The organism is Pseudomonas sp. St316, assembly GCF_018325905.1.
Lineage (GTDB): Bacteria > Pseudomonadota > Gammaproteobacteria > Pseudomonadales > Pseudomonadaceae > Aquipseudomonas.
The window spans coordinates 1-15924 of sequence record NZ_AP021901.1 but is presented as its reverse complement, the minus strand read 5'-3'; the positions used below and the strand labels follow the sequence as shown (position 1 = coordinate 15924).

General features: G+C 59.9%; 12 protein-coding genes. 5 read left to right on the top strand and 7 right to left on the bottom strand.

Going from position 1 to position 15924, the window contains the following annotated elements; genetic code table 11:
* Positions 1-26: 26 nt before the first annotated feature.
* The gene (locus tag KI237_RS00060; protein WP_212798277.1) at positions 27-584 is read right to left on the bottom strand and encodes a DNA-3-methyladenine glycosylase I; all 558 of its coding nucleotides are present in this window, start codon (positions 582-584) and stop codon (positions 27-29) included.
* Positions 585-665: 81 nt separating this feature from the next.
* Here KI237_RS00060 and glyQ point away from each other — a divergent pair, with 81 nt between their 5' ends.
* From glyQ to KI237_RS00040, 4 genes are all read left to right on the top strand, one after another.
* Positions 666-1619, top strand: coding sequence for a glycine--tRNA ligase subunit alpha (glyQ, locus tag KI237_RS00055; protein WP_022641565.1), 954 nt, complete (start codon positions 666-668; stop codon positions 1617-1619).
* Positions 1616-3667: a glycine--tRNA ligase subunit beta gene (glyS, locus tag KI237_RS00050; RefSeq protein WP_212798276.1), complete on the top strand. Its 2052-nt coding sequence runs from the start codon at positions 1616-1618 to the stop codon at positions 3665-3667. Before glyQ ends, glyS begins: the two co-directional genes overlap by 4 nt.
* 4 nt (positions 3668-3671) lie before the next feature.
* Positions 3672-4211, top strand: coding sequence for a D-glycero-beta-D-manno-heptose 1,7-bisphosphate 7-phosphatase (gmhB, locus tag KI237_RS00045; protein ID WP_212800522.1), 540 nt, complete (start codon positions 3672-3674; stop codon positions 4209-4211).
* 80 nt (positions 4212-4291) lie between these two features.
* Complete coding sequence (locus tag KI237_RS00040) at positions 4292-5071, top strand: lysophospholipid acyltransferase family protein (RefSeq protein ID WP_212798275.1); 780 nt, start codon at positions 4292-4294, stop codon at positions 5069-5071.
* A gap of 153 nt (positions 5072-5224) precedes the next feature.
* Here KI237_RS00040 and KI237_RS00035 read toward each other — a convergent pair whose 3' ends face one another.
* Positions 5225-6766 (bottom strand): sensor histidine kinase, encoded by a 1542-nt coding sequence (locus KI237_RS00035; RefSeq protein WP_212798274.1) that lies wholly within the window; start codon positions 6764-6766, stop codon positions 5225-5227.
* A 223-nt stretch (positions 6767-6989) separates the two neighbouring features.
* Between KI237_RS00035 and KI237_RS00030 the strand changes: the two genes are divergently transcribed.
* Positions 6990-7724 carry a response regulator transcription factor gene (locus tag KI237_RS00030; protein ID WP_212798273.1) on the top strand — a complete coding sequence of 245 codons (735 nt, stop codon included), beginning with the start codon at positions 6990-6992 and terminating at the stop codon, positions 7722-7724.
* Between the two features lie 85 nt (positions 7725-7809).
* On the opposite strand, the gene gabP is transcribed toward KI237_RS00030, so the two are convergent.
* From gabP to dnaA, 5 genes are all read right to left on the bottom strand, one after another.
* Positions 7810-9204: a GABA permease gene (gene gabP / locus KI237_RS00025; RefSeq protein WP_212798272.1), complete on the bottom strand. Its 1395-nt coding sequence runs from the start codon at positions 9202-9204 to the stop codon at positions 7810-7812.
* A 300-nt stretch (positions 9205-9504) separates the two neighbouring features.
* A complete protein-coding gene (gene gyrB, locus KI237_RS00020; RefSeq protein ID WP_212798271.1) occupies positions 9505-11922 on the bottom strand; it encodes a DNA topoisomerase (ATP-hydrolyzing) subunit B in 2418 nt (805 codons plus the stop codon).
* A gap of 5 nt (positions 11923-11927) precedes the next feature.
* A complete protein-coding gene (recF, locus tag KI237_RS00015) occupies positions 11928-13031 on the bottom strand; it encodes a DNA replication/repair protein RecF (RefSeq protein WP_003196148.1) in 1104 nt (367 codons plus the stop codon).
* 23 nt (positions 13032-13054) lie between these two features.
* Positions 13055-14158: a DNA polymerase III subunit beta gene (dnaN, locus tag KI237_RS00010; RefSeq protein WP_003196145.1), complete on the bottom strand. Its 1104-nt coding sequence runs from the start codon at positions 14156-14158 to the stop codon at positions 13055-13057.
* A gap of 39 nt (positions 14159-14197) precedes the next feature.
* Positions 14198-15724, bottom strand: coding sequence for a chromosomal replication initiator protein DnaA (gene dnaA, locus KI237_RS00005; protein ID WP_212798270.1), 1527 nt, complete (start codon positions 15722-15724; stop codon positions 14198-14200).
* Positions 15725-15924: the final 200 nt, after the last annotated feature.

The window sequence follows — 15924 nt, the reverse complement described above, 5'->3', positions numbered from 1 at the left end:
ATGGGCCGTGTTGCGAGCCGGCTATTCTAACCACCGTTTGCCAGCTCGGCGTAGCGGTCGCAATCCTGGGTGTGGTCCATGACCATGCCCGAGGCTTGCATCAAGGCGTAGCAAATGGTCGGCCCGACGAAGGTAAAGCCGGCTTTTTTCAGGCCTTTGCTCATCGCCAGCGCCTCGGGCGTGATGGCCGGCACTTCGGTGCGGTCCTTGAAATGGTTGATGATGGGTTGGTCACCGACGAACGACCAGAGGAACGCTACCGGGTCTTCCAACGCCAGCCAGGCCTGGGCGTTGCGCCGGGCGGCCTTGAGCTTGAGGCGGTTGCGGATGATGCCGGGGTCGAGCATCAGGTCGTCGATTTCCGCGTCACTCATCTGCGCCACGCGCTGCACATCGAAGCCGTACAGCACCTCGCGGTAGCGCTCGCGTTTGCGCAAAACGGTGATCCAGGACAACCCGGCCTGGAACCCTTCGAGCAAAAGCAACTCGAACAAACCCTGCGCATCGCGCAGCGGCGTGCCCCACTCCTGATCGTGATAAGCCATGTACAACGGATCGTCAGAACACCAAAAGCAGCGTGGCATAAGGCTCCAGGGGGCGTGCGCACGAACGAATCGGGTATACTCCCGCTCTTTAAATCGCAGCCCAAGAAACAGGTGAATTTCGTGAGCCAGCCTACGCCAGCCGTGCGTACCTTCCAAGACTTGATCCTCGCCCTCCAGCAATACTGGGCCGAGCAAGGTTGCGTGGTACTTCAGCCCTACGATATGGAAGTAGGCGCCGGCACTTTCCACACTGCCACGTTTCTGCGTGCCATCGGCCCGGAAACCTGGAACGCCGCTTATGTGCAGCCCAGCCGCCGCCCGACTGACGGCCGCTACGGCGAAAACCCGAACCGTCTGCAGCACTACTACCAGTTCCAGGTAGTCCTGAAGCCGAACCCGGAAAACTTCCAGGAGCTCTACCTGGGCTCGCTCAAGCACGTGGGCCTGGACCCGCTGGTGCACGACATTCGCTTTGTCGAAGACAACTGGGAATCGCCGACCCTGGGCGCCTGGGGCCTGGGCTGGGAAGTCTGGCTCAACGGCATGGAAGTGACACAGTTCACCTACTTCCAGCAGGCCGGTGGCATCGAGTGCTACCCGGTGACCGGCGAAATCACCTACGGCCTGGAACGCCTGGCCATGTACCTGCAGGGCGTGGATTCGGTCTACGACCTGGTGTGGGCCGACGGCCCGTTCGGCAAAGTGACCTATGGCGATGTGTTCCACCAGAACGAAGTGGAACAGTCGACCTACAACTTCGAACACGCCAACGTCGACAAGCTGTTCGAACTGTTCGATTTCTATGAAAGCGAAGCCAAGCGCCTGATCGAGCTGGACCAGCCGCTGCCGTTGCCGAGCTATGAAATGGTGTTGAAGGCGTCCCATACCTTCAACCTGCTGGATGCACGCCGGGCGATTTCCGTGACCGCGCGCCAGCAATACATCCTGCGTGTACGCACCTTGGCGCGTTCCGTTGCGCAAGCCTACCTGCTGGCCCGTGCCAAGCTGGGCTTCCCGATGGCGACCCCGGACCTGCGTGATGAAGTGTTGGCTAAGCTGGAGGCTGCACAATGAGTGCTCAAGATTTCCTGGTTGAACTGGGCACCGAAGAACTGCCACCCAAAGCCCTGAACACCCTGGCCGATGCGTTCCTGGCCGGTATCGACAAAGGCCTGCAGGCTGCAGGCCTGAGCTACGAAGCCAAACAGGTGTACGCCGCGCCGCGTCGCCTGGCCGTGCTGATCACCGCCCTGGCGACCCAGCAGCCGGACCGCAGCATCAACCTCGACGGCCCGCCACGCCAGGCCGCGTTCGATGCCGACGGCAACCCGACCCAAGCGGCCCTGGGCTTCGCCAAGAAGTGCGGCGTGGACCTGAGCGAAATCGACCAGAGCGGCCCGAAGCTGCGCTATAGCCAGAGCATCAAGGGCAAGCCGACCGCCAGCCTGTTGCCGACCATCGTCGAAGACTCCCTCAATGACTTGCCGATTCCCAAGCGCATGCGCTGGGCGGCGCGCAAGGAAGAGTTCGTGCGCCCGACCCAATGGCTGGTGATGCTGCTCGGTGACCAGGTCATCGATTGCACGATCCTGGCCCAGAAGGCCGGTCGCGATTCCCGTGGGCACCGCTTCCATCATCCGCAAAGCGTGCGTATCACCTCGCCGGCCAACTACCTGGCCGACCTGCGTGCCGCCTACGTGCTGGCCGACGCCAACGAGCGCCGCGAGCTGATCAGCAAACGCACCGAAGAGCTAGCGACCCTGCAGGAAGGCACTGCCATCGTGCCGCCAAGCCTGCTGGACGAAGTGACCGCGCTGGTGGAATGGCCAGTGCCGCTGGTGTGCTCGTTCGAGGAACGTTTCCTTGAAGTGCCACAGGAAGCGCTGATCACCACCATGCAGGACAACCAGAAGTACTTCTGCCTGCTGGACGCCGAAGGCAAGTTGCTGCCGCGCTTCATCACGGTCGCCAACATCGAAAGCAAGGACCCGCAGCAGATCATCGCCGGTAACGAAAAAGTCGTTCGTCCGCGCCTGACCGATGCCGAGTTCTTCTTCAAGCAAGACAAGAAACAACCCCTGGAAAGCTTCAACGAGCGCCTGAAGAACGTGGTGTTCCAGGAAAAACTCGGCAGCGTCTACGATAAGGCCGAGCGCGTGTCGAAACTGGCCGCGTTCATCGCCCCGCGCATCGGTGGCGACGCCCAGCGCGCGGCCCGTGCCGGGATCCTGTCCAAGTGCGACCTGTCCACCGAAATGGTCGGTGAGTTCCCGGAGATGCAAGGCGTCGCCGGTTACTACTACGCCCTCAACGATGGCGAGCCGCAGGACGTAGCCCTGGCACTGAACGAGCAGTACATGCCCCGCGGTGCCGGCGCCGAACTGCCGAGCACCCTGACCGGTGCGGCCGTGGCGATCGCTGACAAGCTCGACACCCTGGTCGGCATCTTCGGTATCGGCATGCTGCCCACCGGCAGCAAAGACCCTTATGCCTTGCGTCGTGCGGCGCTGGGCGTGTTGCGGATCCTGATCGACAAACAGCTGGACCTGGACCTGAACGACGCCGTGGCGTTCGCCGTCAATGCGTTCGGCAGCAAGGTCAAGTCAGCCGGCCTGGCCGATGCCGTCCTGGAGTTCATCTTCGACCGCCTGCGTGCGCGTTATGAAGACGAAGGTGTCGAAGTCGCCACCTACCTGTCGGTGCGTGCCCTGAAGCCGGGTTCGGCCCTGGACTTCGACCAGCGTGTACAAGCGGTGCAGGCGTTCCGCAAATTGCCGGAAGCGGCAGCGCTGGCGTCGGTGAACAAGCGTGTGTCGAACCTGCTGAGCAAGGCCGAGCCTTCAGTCAAAGCCGTTGAAGCACGTTACTTTGATAATGCCGCCGAGTTTTCGCTCAACTCGGCGATTCAACAGGCGTATGCGTCGGTACAACCGCTCATGGAAAAACGCGATTATGCCGAGGCACTGGCGCGTCTGGCGGCACTGCGCGAGCCAGTCGATGCGTTCTTTGAAGCCGTGATGGTGAATGCGGACAACGAAGACGTTCGCAAGAATCGTTATGCATTGCTGGCCCGCCTGCGCAGCCTGTTCCTCAATATTGCCGATATTTCCGTGCTGGGTTGAGGAGCTGCTGTTGAAACTGCTGATTCTCGATCGGGACGGGGTGATCAATCACGACTCCGACGCTTACATCAAATCGGTGGAGGAGTGGTTGCCGCTGCCCGGTTCGATCGAAGCCATCGCGCAGTTGAGCAAGGCCGGCTGGACGGTGGCGGTTGCCACCAACCAGTCGGGCATCGCCCGCGGTTACTATGACCTCACCGTCCTGGATGCCATGCATGAGCGCTTGCGCGCCCTGGTGGCGGAGCAGGGCGGGGAAGTCGGGCTGATCGTCTATTGCCCACACGGTCCGGATGAAGGTTGCGATTGCCGCAAGCCCAAGCCGGGCATGCTGAAAACCATTGCCGCACATTACGGCGTGGCGCTGGCGGGTGTGTGGTTCGTCGGCGACAGCCTCGGTGACCTGGAGGCGGCCAAGGCCGTCGATTGTCAGCCAGTTTTGGTAAAGACCGGGAAAGGCGAAAAGACTCTGGGCAAGACCCTACCGGTGGGCACCTTGATTTTTGACGACTTGGCGGCGATTGCCGCTGAACTTATCCACAATTAGAGCTCCCAAGACAACCTGATCAAGGATTGTTCGGGAAGCGCTTGAACAGGCGGGCATTGCCCGCAACGGTAAATGCCGCTATGTCTATATTGCAGGCCATCAGAGCCTTTCTCTTTTACCTGCTGTTGGGCACCAGTTCCTTGCTGTGGTGCTCCTTGAGTTTTTTTATCGCGCCTTTCTTGCCGTTCAAGGCGCGCTACCGTTTCATCAACGTGTATTGGTGCCGCTGCGCACTGTGGTTGAGCAAAGTGTTCCTGGACATCCGCTATGAAGTCAAAGGTGCCGAGAACGTGCCTGACCGGCCCTGCGTGATCCAGTCCAACCACCAGAGCACCTGGGAGACATTCTTTCTCTCGGCCTATTTCGAACCGTTGAGCCAAGTGCTCAAGCGTGAGCTGTTGTTCGTGCCGTTCTTCGGCTGGGCCATGGCGATGCTGCGCCCGATCGCCATCGATCGCGACAACCCCAAGGCGGCCCTCAAGCAGGTTGCGAAGAAGGGCGACGAACTGCTCAAGGATAATGTTTGGGTGCTGATCTTCCCCGAGGGCACCCGCGTTCCTTTTGGAACCGTCGGCAAATTTTCCCGCAGCGGTTCGGCATTGGCCGTGAACGCCGATCTGCCCGTGCTGCCGATTGCACACAATGCCGGCAAATTCTGGCCCAAGGCTGGCTGGATCAGGAAACCGGGCGTCATCACCGTGGTGATCGGCGCGCCGATGTACGCCGAAGGCACTGGGCCGCGCGCCATCGCCGAGCTCAATGACCGTGTACAAGCCTGGAATGAACAGACACAACGGGAAATGGGCTCGCTGCCTCCAACCCCGACAACACCGGCCACCACCGACCAGCTCGCTGTTTGAGATCTGTGGATAACCTGTGTACCGTTTTTTCTGAATCCGTTGCTTTTATGCTGTAGGTCTATGTTTTTAATACATATTTCCTAAACACATAAAACCCGTGGTTAGGTGCATAAGTTTTTTATAGCACCAAAAGATCGCAGCCTTAGGCAACGCCTAGAGCCCGAAGGCTGCGATCTTTTCATCTTCCAGTAACGGGAAACGCAGGCTAAACGTCGTGCCTTTACCCACCACACTACGGCACTCGATTTTCCCCTCGTGATGGTCAACCACAGCCTTGACCATCGACAACCCCAAGCCAATTCCATCGACCCCGTGAGCCGAGGAAAACCGTCGGTACTGACTGAACAGGTCGGGTAGTTCTTCGGCGCTGATGCCTTTGCCCTGGTCGGCGACATTGCAGATCAACCAGCCCGGGGAGCACTGAACCTGCAGCGAAATGCAGGCGTCGGGCGCACTGTACTTGATGGCATTTTCCAGCAGATTGAACAGGGCACGGGTCAGCAACGGCTGATCCGCCCTCACCATCGCCTCTTCATCCTCTATGTCATGAATCAACCGGATGCGTTTTGCCTGGGCGATGGGCAGCGCCTGGTCGAGCACATCCAGCACCAGCATGGCGAACAACGTCGGCTGGAATTGATACGCCTCGGATTCGGCCTTGGCCAATTGCACAAAGCCCTCGGTCAGGTCCAGGGCGCGACGTACCTGGCGCTCGATCTGGTCGAACAGCGGATTATCCCCACCTTCCTGGTATCGCTGCACATCGAGCAGGGCGAGGATCGCCGAGTGCGGGGCACGCAAATCATGGGAGAGGAAACGCAGCATGACGCTGCGCTGTTCTTCAGCCTCACGTTCGGCACTCAGGTCCGTGAGGCTCAACAACCAACCAATCGGCGCATCGCCATCAACCGGCAATAACGCAGCCCGCTCCAGGCGCAAGCTGCGCTCGTGAATGTCGCGAAACTCCACCAAGGGTAATGTGGATAATCGGTAATGCGCCCCATGCTCCAACCCTGGATAACCCAATTGCCCGAGATGCTCCAGCACGTCACCGCCCGCCAGGCCATGGCCGAACAGCTCGCGCGCCTTGCGATTGCCGAGCAACAGCTTGCCTTGGGGATCACTGATCATGGTCGCCACCGGCAGGTATTCCAGGCCATCGGCAATGAAGCGCCGGGTGTCGCGGGTTCGACTCATGGCTTGTTCCAGAGCCATGATCTGACCCTGCAAACGGTCGCTGCCGGTGTAGGAGGCGCGGCGACGTTCCGGGAAGACTTTGGGCTCAGCGTCCAGACGTGCCAGCTCCCAGCCGAAATAGGCCAGCACCACGCTCAGGCGCCGCCAATTCCAGATCAGGTAGCCGAACATGATGCCCAGCACACTTGCCATGGGCGACCACCACCAGCCTCGCGCGCCCAGCACGGCATTGATCAACAGGGCCAGGCTCATGCCACCCACGGTTGTCCACAGGGCCAAGCGCGGGCGCAACAGCAACAAGCCCAATACACAGGCCACCAAACACACCGACAACAACACAGCACCTGGATAGTTACCCGTCGATTGGCTGCTCAATGACAGCAAGGCCGTCAGCGGCAACAGCAACAAACTTATCCACAACCACTCCCGCACCAACTGACGAAACAACCGCTGGACCTGGGTTGGCTCACGACTTTCACGGCGACGCTGGTTACTCATAGGCCTCCTGGCCAACCTCAAGGACTGGGGATTTCTTTACGGGCCTGCAAAGCCCATGACTATAACGGGACTCGATGGCTGGCGCGCTGCTGCCTTTCCCTCTGTGCCGCGAGCCGGTATTGTCGCAGCCAGCGACAGGTCAATGACAACGAATCAGCCACTGGCGGCCTTTCATTGCCACCTGAAGATGTCCGTTACTCTCGAGATCAAGGAATCGCATTCCATGCGTGTCGCCATATTGGACGATGAGCCGGCCGAGCTGCGCCGGGTAGAACAGACACTGCAACAAATCCCTGGCAGGGGCGAGCAAGCCTGGACCTTGCACAGCTTTGAGCGAGGCGAGGATTTGTTGCGGCAACTGCGCCGGGAAACCTTCGACCTGTTGATCCTCGACTGGCAACTGCCGGATATCAGCGGGCTTTCATTGCTGCGCTGGACCCGCGAACACATGGATTCGCCACCGGCCGCCATCATGCTGACCAGCCGCGACGGCGAGCACGACATCGTCCAGGCCCTCAACAGCGGCGCCGACGACTATGTGAGCAAACCCTTCCGGCCCAACGAGCTCAAGGCTCGGGTCACCGCTGTGCTGCGCCGTCACAACCTGCAACGCGCGCCCGCCAGCGACGTGCTGGTGTTCAACGACCTGGCGTTCGACGACGCCGAGCTGACCATCACCCGCGCCGGCATACCCATCAGCCTGACCGAACGGGAATACCGCCTGGCCCGTTGCCTGTTCGCCAACCTGGGCCGGCCGCTGTCTCGGGAGTATTTCTATGAACGCTTCTGGACTCACGAGGAAATGACCTCGTCCCGCCCGCTCGACACCCACATCTATCGCCTGCGCAACAAGCTCGGGCTGACGGCAGACCGGGGTTGGCAGTTGCTGACGATTTACGGGTATGGGTATCGGTTGGAGAGTGTGGCGGCGGGAACGGAGGCGTCTGTCGCGAGTTAGAAAAGCGGTACATCCGTGGCGAGGGGATTTATCCCCGTTGGGCTGCGAAGCGGCCCCAAGGCAAATCCCCTCGCCACAATGGATATCACCCGATCGTCTGTACCAAGCTCCCTGCTTTTGCGTTCCGCCGGCGTTGCACCAGCAACCCGCAAGCGACAACCAGTAAGCTGAGCAGACCGGTCGCGAGGATTTCCACGCGGTGGGCTTCCTGGAACAGCATGATGGTCAAGGCCCCCACGATGAAGATAATCACCGCGTAGGTCAGGCCGGGGAACAGCCACATGCTGAAGGCGACTTTTTCACCACGAGCCATGCGCTGTTTGCGCATGCGCAGCTGCGAAATCGCGATGACCAGGTACACCAGCAGCGCAATGGCGCCAGAGCTGGCCAGCAAGAACTCAAAGACCGCAGCCGGCGCCACGTAGTTGGCGAACACGGCCAGGAAGGCCGCCCCAGTCGACAGCATCACCGCCCAGTAAGGTGTACCGCTCTTGTTGGTGCGCTTGGAAACGGCCGGCGCATCACCACGCTTGCCCAACGAGAACATCATCCGCGAAGCCGTATACAGCGCCGAGTTCAGGCAGCTCGTGACCGCCACCAGGACGACGATATCGACGATCAATTTGGCATTGGGGATGCCCATGCGCTCCAGCACCGTCTGGTAGGAACCGACGCTGGCCAGCAGCGGATCGTTCCACGGCACCAGGGCGACGACGATGAAGATGGACACAAGATAGAACAAGCCAATCCGCCAGATGACCGAGTTGGTCGCCTTGGAAATCTGCTGGCCAGGGTTCTTCGATTCGGCCGCCGCGATGGTCACGATCTCGGTGCCCATGAACGAAAACATGGTGGTCAGGATTGCCCCCAACACCGCGCCCATACCGTTGGGCAGGAAGCCCTGGGTGTCGAACAGGTGCGAAACACCGCTGACCTGGCTGGTGGGCAGCAAGCCGAAGATCGCCAGGAGGCCGAGGCCAACAAAGCCGATGATCGCCACGACCTTGACCAGGGCGAACCAGAATTCAAATTCCCCGTAATTCTTCACGCTGAACAGGTTGGTGACCGTCAGCAGCAGGGTGATGACCAAAGTGAACGCCCAGATCGCCACGTTCGGAAACCAGGCATGCAGGATCGTCGCGGCGGCGTTGGCCTCCAGCGGAATCACCAGGACCCAGAACCACCAGTAGAGCCAGCCGATGGTGAAACCGGCCCAATGACCGATCGCACGGTCAGCATACGTCGAGAAGGAGCCGGTGTCCGGCGACGCCACCGCCATTTCCCCCAGCATCCGCATCACCAGCACCACCAGGGCGCCCGCGGCAGCGTAAGCCAGCAGCACGGCTGGACCGGCCGCGGCGATAGCGTGGCCGGAGCCCACGAAAAGGCCTGCGCCGATGACGCCAGCGATGGATAGCATCGTTACATGCCGGGGTTTGAGCCCTTGCTCAAGATGATTGGAAGTTTGCGTACCGCTCATTGAGACTACCCTTGGTATTGGATTTATTCGTGTCACCTCGTACCCATCGCTTCTCTGTCAATTTAAAGAAACGATGTGTTGTTTATTTAACACGCAAGTTCTGCGCCAGAAAATCTGAGGCCTTGCTATCCGGGGCTCTCACGCTATTCCTAAGCCATTGAGCGTGAAGGCTTTGTGCCAAGGTGTTACCGAGTTACCCCACTTTTTACCCAAAGACCTTAAACGGTGCACGTTTTTTAAACGTAAAAAAAAGCCAACGCATATGCGTTGGCTTTTTTTGGAGCGGGGTAACTGAAGGGATCAGAAATCCAGGTTGGACACCGCCAACGCATTGCTCTCGATGAAGTCACGACGAGGTTCGACCGCATCACCCATCAGGGTGTTGAAGATCTGGTCTGCGCCAATGGCGTCTTCGATGGTGACTTTCAGCATGCGGCGCGAGCTTGGGTCCATGGTGGTTTCCCACAGTTGATCCGGGTTCATCTCGCCCAGACCTTTGTATCGCTGGATGGTGTGGCGCTTGGTGCTTTCGGCCATCAGCCATTCAAGGGCTTCCTTGAACTCGGTCACGGCTTTCTTGCGTTCACCCCGTTGGATGTACGCACCTTCGTCCAGCAGCGTGCTCAGTTGCGCGCCCAGGGATACGACAGTCTTGTAGTCGTTGCTGCCGAAGAAGTCGCGGTTGAAGGTGACGTAGTTCGACAGGCCGTGGGAGATCAGTTCGACCTCAGGCAGCCAGACGTTACGTTCACGGTCTTCACGCAGGCTGGCTTTGTAGACCAGGCCGGATTTCTCGACAGTGCGCAGGCGCACTTCGTACTGGGCCAGCCAATCTTGCATCGCTGCGTGATCGGACAGTTGCTCCAGGCTCACGGCCGGCAAGTAGATGAAGTGCTCGGTCAGTTCCTGTGGGTACAGGCGCGACAGACGCTTGAGGGTCTTCATCACCAGGCGGAAGTCGTTGACCAGGCGCTCAAGGGCTTCACCGGAAATGCCTGGGGCATCTTCGTTCAGGTGCAGGCTCGCATCTTCCAGAGCCGACTGCGTCATGTACTCTTCCATGGCGTCGTCGTCTTTGATGTATTGCTCTTGCTTGCCTTTCTTGACCTTGTACAACGGCGGCTGGGCGATGTAGATGTAGCCGCGCTCGATCAGCTCCGGCAACTGACGGAAGAAGAACGTCAGCAGCAGGGTACGGATGTGCGAACCGTCGACGTCAGCATCGGTCATGATGATGATGTTGTGATAGCGCAGTTTGTCGATGTTGTACTCTTCGCGGCCAATGCCGCAGCCCAACGCCGTGATCAAGGTGCCGACTTCCTGGGAGGAAATCATCTTGTCGAAGCGCGCCTTCTCGACGTTGAGGATCTTGCCCTTGAGCGGCAGGATGGCCTGGGTGCGGCGGTTGCGGCCCTGCTTGGCGGAACCGCCAGCAGAGTCACCTTCCACCAGGTACAGCTCGGACAGGGCAGGGTCCTTTTCCTGGCAGTCGGCCAGTTTGCCCGGCAGGCCGGCGATGTCCAGCGCGCCTTTGCGGCGGGTCATCTCACGGGCCTTGCGCGCCGCTTCACGGGCACGGGCGGCGTCGATCATCTTGCCGACCACCAGCTTGGCTTCGTTCGGGTTTTCCAGCAGGAAGTCGGAGAAGTACTTGCCCATTTCCTGTTCGACAGCGGTCTTCACTTCGGAAGAGACCAGCTTGTCCTTGGTCTGGGAGCTGAACTTCGGATCCGGTACCTTCACCGAAATGATCGCGGTCAGGCCTTCGCGGGCATCGTCACCGGTGGTGGCGACTTTATGCTTCTTCGCCAGGCCTTCCTGTTCGATGTAGTTGTTCAGGTTACGGGTCAGTGCCGAACGGAAGCCCACCAGGTGGGTGCCGCCGTCGCGCTGCGGGATGTTGTTGGTGAAGCACAACAGGTTCTCGTTGAAGCTGTCGTTCCACTGCAGGGCGATTTCCACGCCGATGCCATCTTCGCGCTGGACGTTGAAGTGGAACACCTGGTTGACCGGGGTCTTGTTGGTGTTCAGGTATTCAACGAACGCACGCAGGCCACCTTCGTACTTGAACAACTCTTCCTTGCCGCTGCGCTCATCCTTGAGGACGATGCCGACACCGGAGTTGAGGAAGGACAGTTCACGAATCCGCTTGGCCAGGATGTCCCAGCTGAAGTGGATGTTCTTGAAGGTTTCGCTCGAAGCCTTGAAGTGGATCTGGGTGCCGGTGCTTTCGCTGTCGCCAACGATTGCCATGGGTGCCTGGGGCACGCCGTGGATGTAGGTCTGTTCCCAGATCTTGCCGCTGCGGCGAACGGTCAGGACCAGTTCTTCGGACAGCGCATTCACCACCGAAACACCTACGCCGTGCAGACCGCCGGAGACCTTGTAGGAGTTGTCGTCAAATTTACCGCCTGCGTGGAGGACGGTCATGATGACCTCGGCGGCGGAAACGCCTTCCTCTTTGTGCACGTCTACCGGAATGCCACGGCCGTTGTCGCGAACGGTGATGGACTCATCCGGGTGGATGATGATGCTGATGTCGTCGCAGTGGCCGGCGAGGGCTTCGTCGATGGAGTTGTCGACCACCTCGAACACCATGTGGTGCAGGCCGCTACCATCGTCGGTGTCACCAATGTACATACCGGGACGTTTGCGTACGGCATCCAGGCCTTTCAGCACTTTAATGCTCGTTGAGTCGTACGTATTTTCTTCGCTCAATGCCTTCACTCCCGATGGTCGTGGGTCTGGGTGATACGGCCCTGTTCCACGTGGAACAGAGCGACTGGCGTTTCCGTCTGCCAGCCTTCCCTCAGTAATTCGTGGTCTACACAGGTGATGAAAACCTGGCAGCGTAAGTCTTCCAGCAAGCGGCACAGCGCGCGACGGTGGGCTTCGTCCAGTTCGGACGGCAAGTCATCCACCAGATAAATACACTGACCGCGGCGAGCCTGGCTGACCAGGTGCCCCTGGGCGATGCGCAAGGCACACACCACCAACTTCTGCTGCCCCCGGGACAAGATGTCCGCGGCGTTATGTGCGCCCAATCTGAGACGCAAGTCAGCACGTTGTGGTCCGGCCTGGGTATGGCCCATCTGCTGGTCGCGCTGCAGCGAGCCAGCCAACACGGTGCTCAGTTCCCGGTCCTTGTCCCAGCCTCGGTAATAGCTGAGCGTCAGGCCCTCAAGCTCAACCAGTTCGCTCAAGGTCTGCTCGAAGACCGGTTTCAAGGCCTTGATGTAAGCGCGGCGGTATTCATCGATTTCAGCGCTGGCCTGGCACAGTTCCCTGTCCCAAACCGCTTGCGAAACGGCGTCAAGTGTACCATGTCGCAGCCAAGAGTTTCGCTGGCGCAGCGCCTTCTGCAGGCGTTGCCAAGTCGTCATGAAACGCGGTTCCACGTGGAACACGCCCCAGTCGAGAAATTGCCGACGAATCTTCGGCGCGCCCTCCAGCAGGCGAAAGCTGTCCGGGTTGATCAACTGCAACGGCAGGATCTCGGCCAACTGGGCGGCGCTGCGGGCGTTCTGCCCATCGATGCGGATCTGGAACTCGCCTTGCCGGTCCCGCGATATCCCCAGGGCGCTATGGCCGCCTTCTGCCAGTTCCACCTGCCCAAACACGGTGCACGCCAGTTGATCGTACTGGATGACCGGCAACAGGCGGGTGCTGCGAAACGAACGGGCAAGCCCGAGCAGGTGCACGGCTTCCAGTACGCTGGTTTTGCCGCTGCCGTTGGCGCCGTAAAGGATATTGATACGAGGGGAAGGGGAGAAGGTCACCGGGTGCAGATTGCGCACCGCGGTGACCGAGACGCGACTTAAGGACATCTAGCTTCTGCTGCTGGGCATGATTACAGACGCATCGGCATGACAACATAAGCCGAGTCGTCGTTATCGGACTCTTGCACCAGCGCGCTGCTGTTGGAGTCGGACAGGATCAGACGCACTTGCTCGGTGGTCATCACGCCCAGCACGTCCAGCAGGTAGCTGACGTTGAAGCCGATTTCCAGGGAGCCACCGTTGTACTCAACGCCGACTTCTTCTTCCGCTTCTTCCTGCTCCGGGTTGTTCGCCTGGATCTTCAGCTGACCATTGGCCAGTTGCAGACGAATGCCACGGTACTTCTCGTTGGACAGGATCGCGGTACGGCTGAAGGCTTCGCGCAGCGCCTGACGGTCGCCCAGGACCAGCTTGTCGCCACCTTTTGGCAGCACGCGCTCGTAGTCGGGGAATTTGCCGTCTACCAGCTTCGACGTGAAGGTGAACTCGCCAGTGGTGGCGCGGATGTGGTGTTGGCCCAGCACGATGCTCACGTTGCCGTCCGGCTCGGTCAACAGACGGGCCAGCTCCAGGATACCTTTGCGCGGCACGATGACCTGGTGACGATCCGGCTGACCAATATCGGCCTGCATCGAGCACATCGCCAGGCGGTGTCCGTCGGTGGCAACGGCGCGGATGACGCCAGCAGACACTTCCAGGAGCATGCCGTTGAGGTAATAACGCACGTCCTGCTGGGCCATGGCGAAACTGGTGCGTTCGATCAGGCGACGCAGCTTGCTCTGGTCCAGGCTGCAGGTTAGCGAACCCGGGCCTTCTTCAACGGTCGGGAAATCGTTGGCTGGCAGTGTGGATAAGGTGAAACGGCTGCGACCGGCCTTGACCACGAGCTTCTGCTCATCGACCTTGATGTCGATCAGCGCGTCGTTGGGCAGGCTCTTGCAGATGTCCATCAGCTTGCGCGCCGGCACGGTGATGGAACCCGGGTCGGCCGGTTCTTCAAGTTGCACACGACCGACCAGCTCGACTTCCAGGTCGGTACCGGTCAGCGACAATTGCTGGCCTTCGACAACCAGCAGCACGTTGGAAAGTACCGGCAAGGTCTGGCGGCGTTCGACGACGCCTGCGACCAGTTGCAGGGGTTTCAACAGGGCTTCGCGTTGAATGGTGAAATGCATGGTCTAGTCCCTTGCCTTAATAAGCTGCGCTGGTGGTCATCAAGTGGTCAGTGTACGCAGCAGGTTCTTGTAGTCCTCGCGGATGTCCGCGTCGGATTCCTTAAGTTCGTTGATCTTGCGGCAGGCGTGCAGCACGGTGGTGTGGTCGCGTCCGCCAAACACATCGCCGATTTCCGGCAAGCTGTGGTTGGTCAGTTCCTTGGACAGGGCCATGGCTACCTGACGCGGACGGGCTACCGAACGCGAACGGCGTTTGGACAGCAGGTCGGAAATCTTGATTTTGTAGTATTCAGCCACAGTACGCTGAATGTTATCCACAGACACCAGCTTGTCCTGGAGTGCCAACAGGTCCTTCAAGGATTCGCGAATCAACTCGATGGTGATGTCGCGGCCCATGAAGTGCGAGTGAGCGATCACCCGCTTGAGGGCACCTTCAAGCTCACGCACGTTGGAGCGGATACGCTGGGCGATGAAGAACGCGGCGTCGTGAGGCAGCTCGACCTTGGCCTGGTCGGCTTTCTTCATCAGGATCGCGACCCGGGTTTCCAGCTCGGGCGGCTCGACGGCCACCGTCAGGCCCCAGCCGAAACGCGACTTGAGGCGTTCCTCGAGGCCTTCGATCTCTTTCGGGTAGCGGTCACTGGTGAGAATGACCTGCTGCCCGCCTTCAAGCAACGCGTTGAAGGTGTGGAAAAACTCTTCCTGGGAACGTTCCTTGCGGGCGAAGAACTGAATATCGTCGATCAGCAAGGCGTCCACCGAACGGTAGAAACGCTTGAACTCGTTGATCGCGTTCAGCTGCAGCGCCTTGACCATGTCGGCCACGAAACGCTCGGAATGCAGGTACACGACCTTGGCATTCGGGTTCTTCTTTAATAGATGGTTGCCCACGGCGTGCATCAAGTGGGTCTTACCCAAGCCGACGCCGCCATACAGGAACAGCGGGTTGTAGCCGTGCTTGGGATTGTCCGCGACCTGCCAGGCGGCCGCGCGAGCCAGTTGGTTGGATTTACCTTCGACGAAATTCTCGAAGGTAAAGGTCCGGTTCAGGTAGCTGGTGTGCTTGAGCGCGCCTTCGACCTGGACGGTGCGCTGTTCGGCACGCACTGGCGCCTGCTGGGAGCTGGCACCGGCCATCGGGTCGAAGCTGTCCCGGGAGGGCTCTTCGCTGACCTCGGCGGCCTTCTGTGCGTTGCGTTTGCTCGGGGCTGGCGCGGGTGCCGGGGCAGCATGGTTGTTAACCGGTGCCGGGGCAGCCTGCTGGGCCTGTGACGCTGCGGCGGCCAGCGGCGCGTTGGGCGCTGCACGCGGTGCCGAGCTGCGCTTGCTGCCTATTAATAAGGACAACGCAGGCGCCATGCCATTGCCATGCTCGTCGAGCAGTTCCATGACCCGGCCCAGGTACTTTTCATTGACCCAGTCGAGAACGAAACGGTTCGGTGCATAGACACGCAACTCGTCGCCTTCGGCTTCGACCTGTAGTGGACGGATCCAAGTGTTGAATTGTTGGGCAGGCAGCTCATCGCGCAAAAGCTCTACGCACTGCTGCCAAAGTTCCACTGACACGGATATCCCCTAAGTTGAAAGCCGGTGAGGCAAAAACAAGCGGCCATTGTAGCGAGCAGACGGCCACTTATCCACATGCAGCTTGCCGATCGCCCATGATTTATCAATGCGTTAACCGCGAGAAAGACGACGGGCGGTCAGTGGATAAGCTCTGTGGATAACCCGGCCTGAGGTCGTTGCACAAGTGGGGGCGAAAGTCG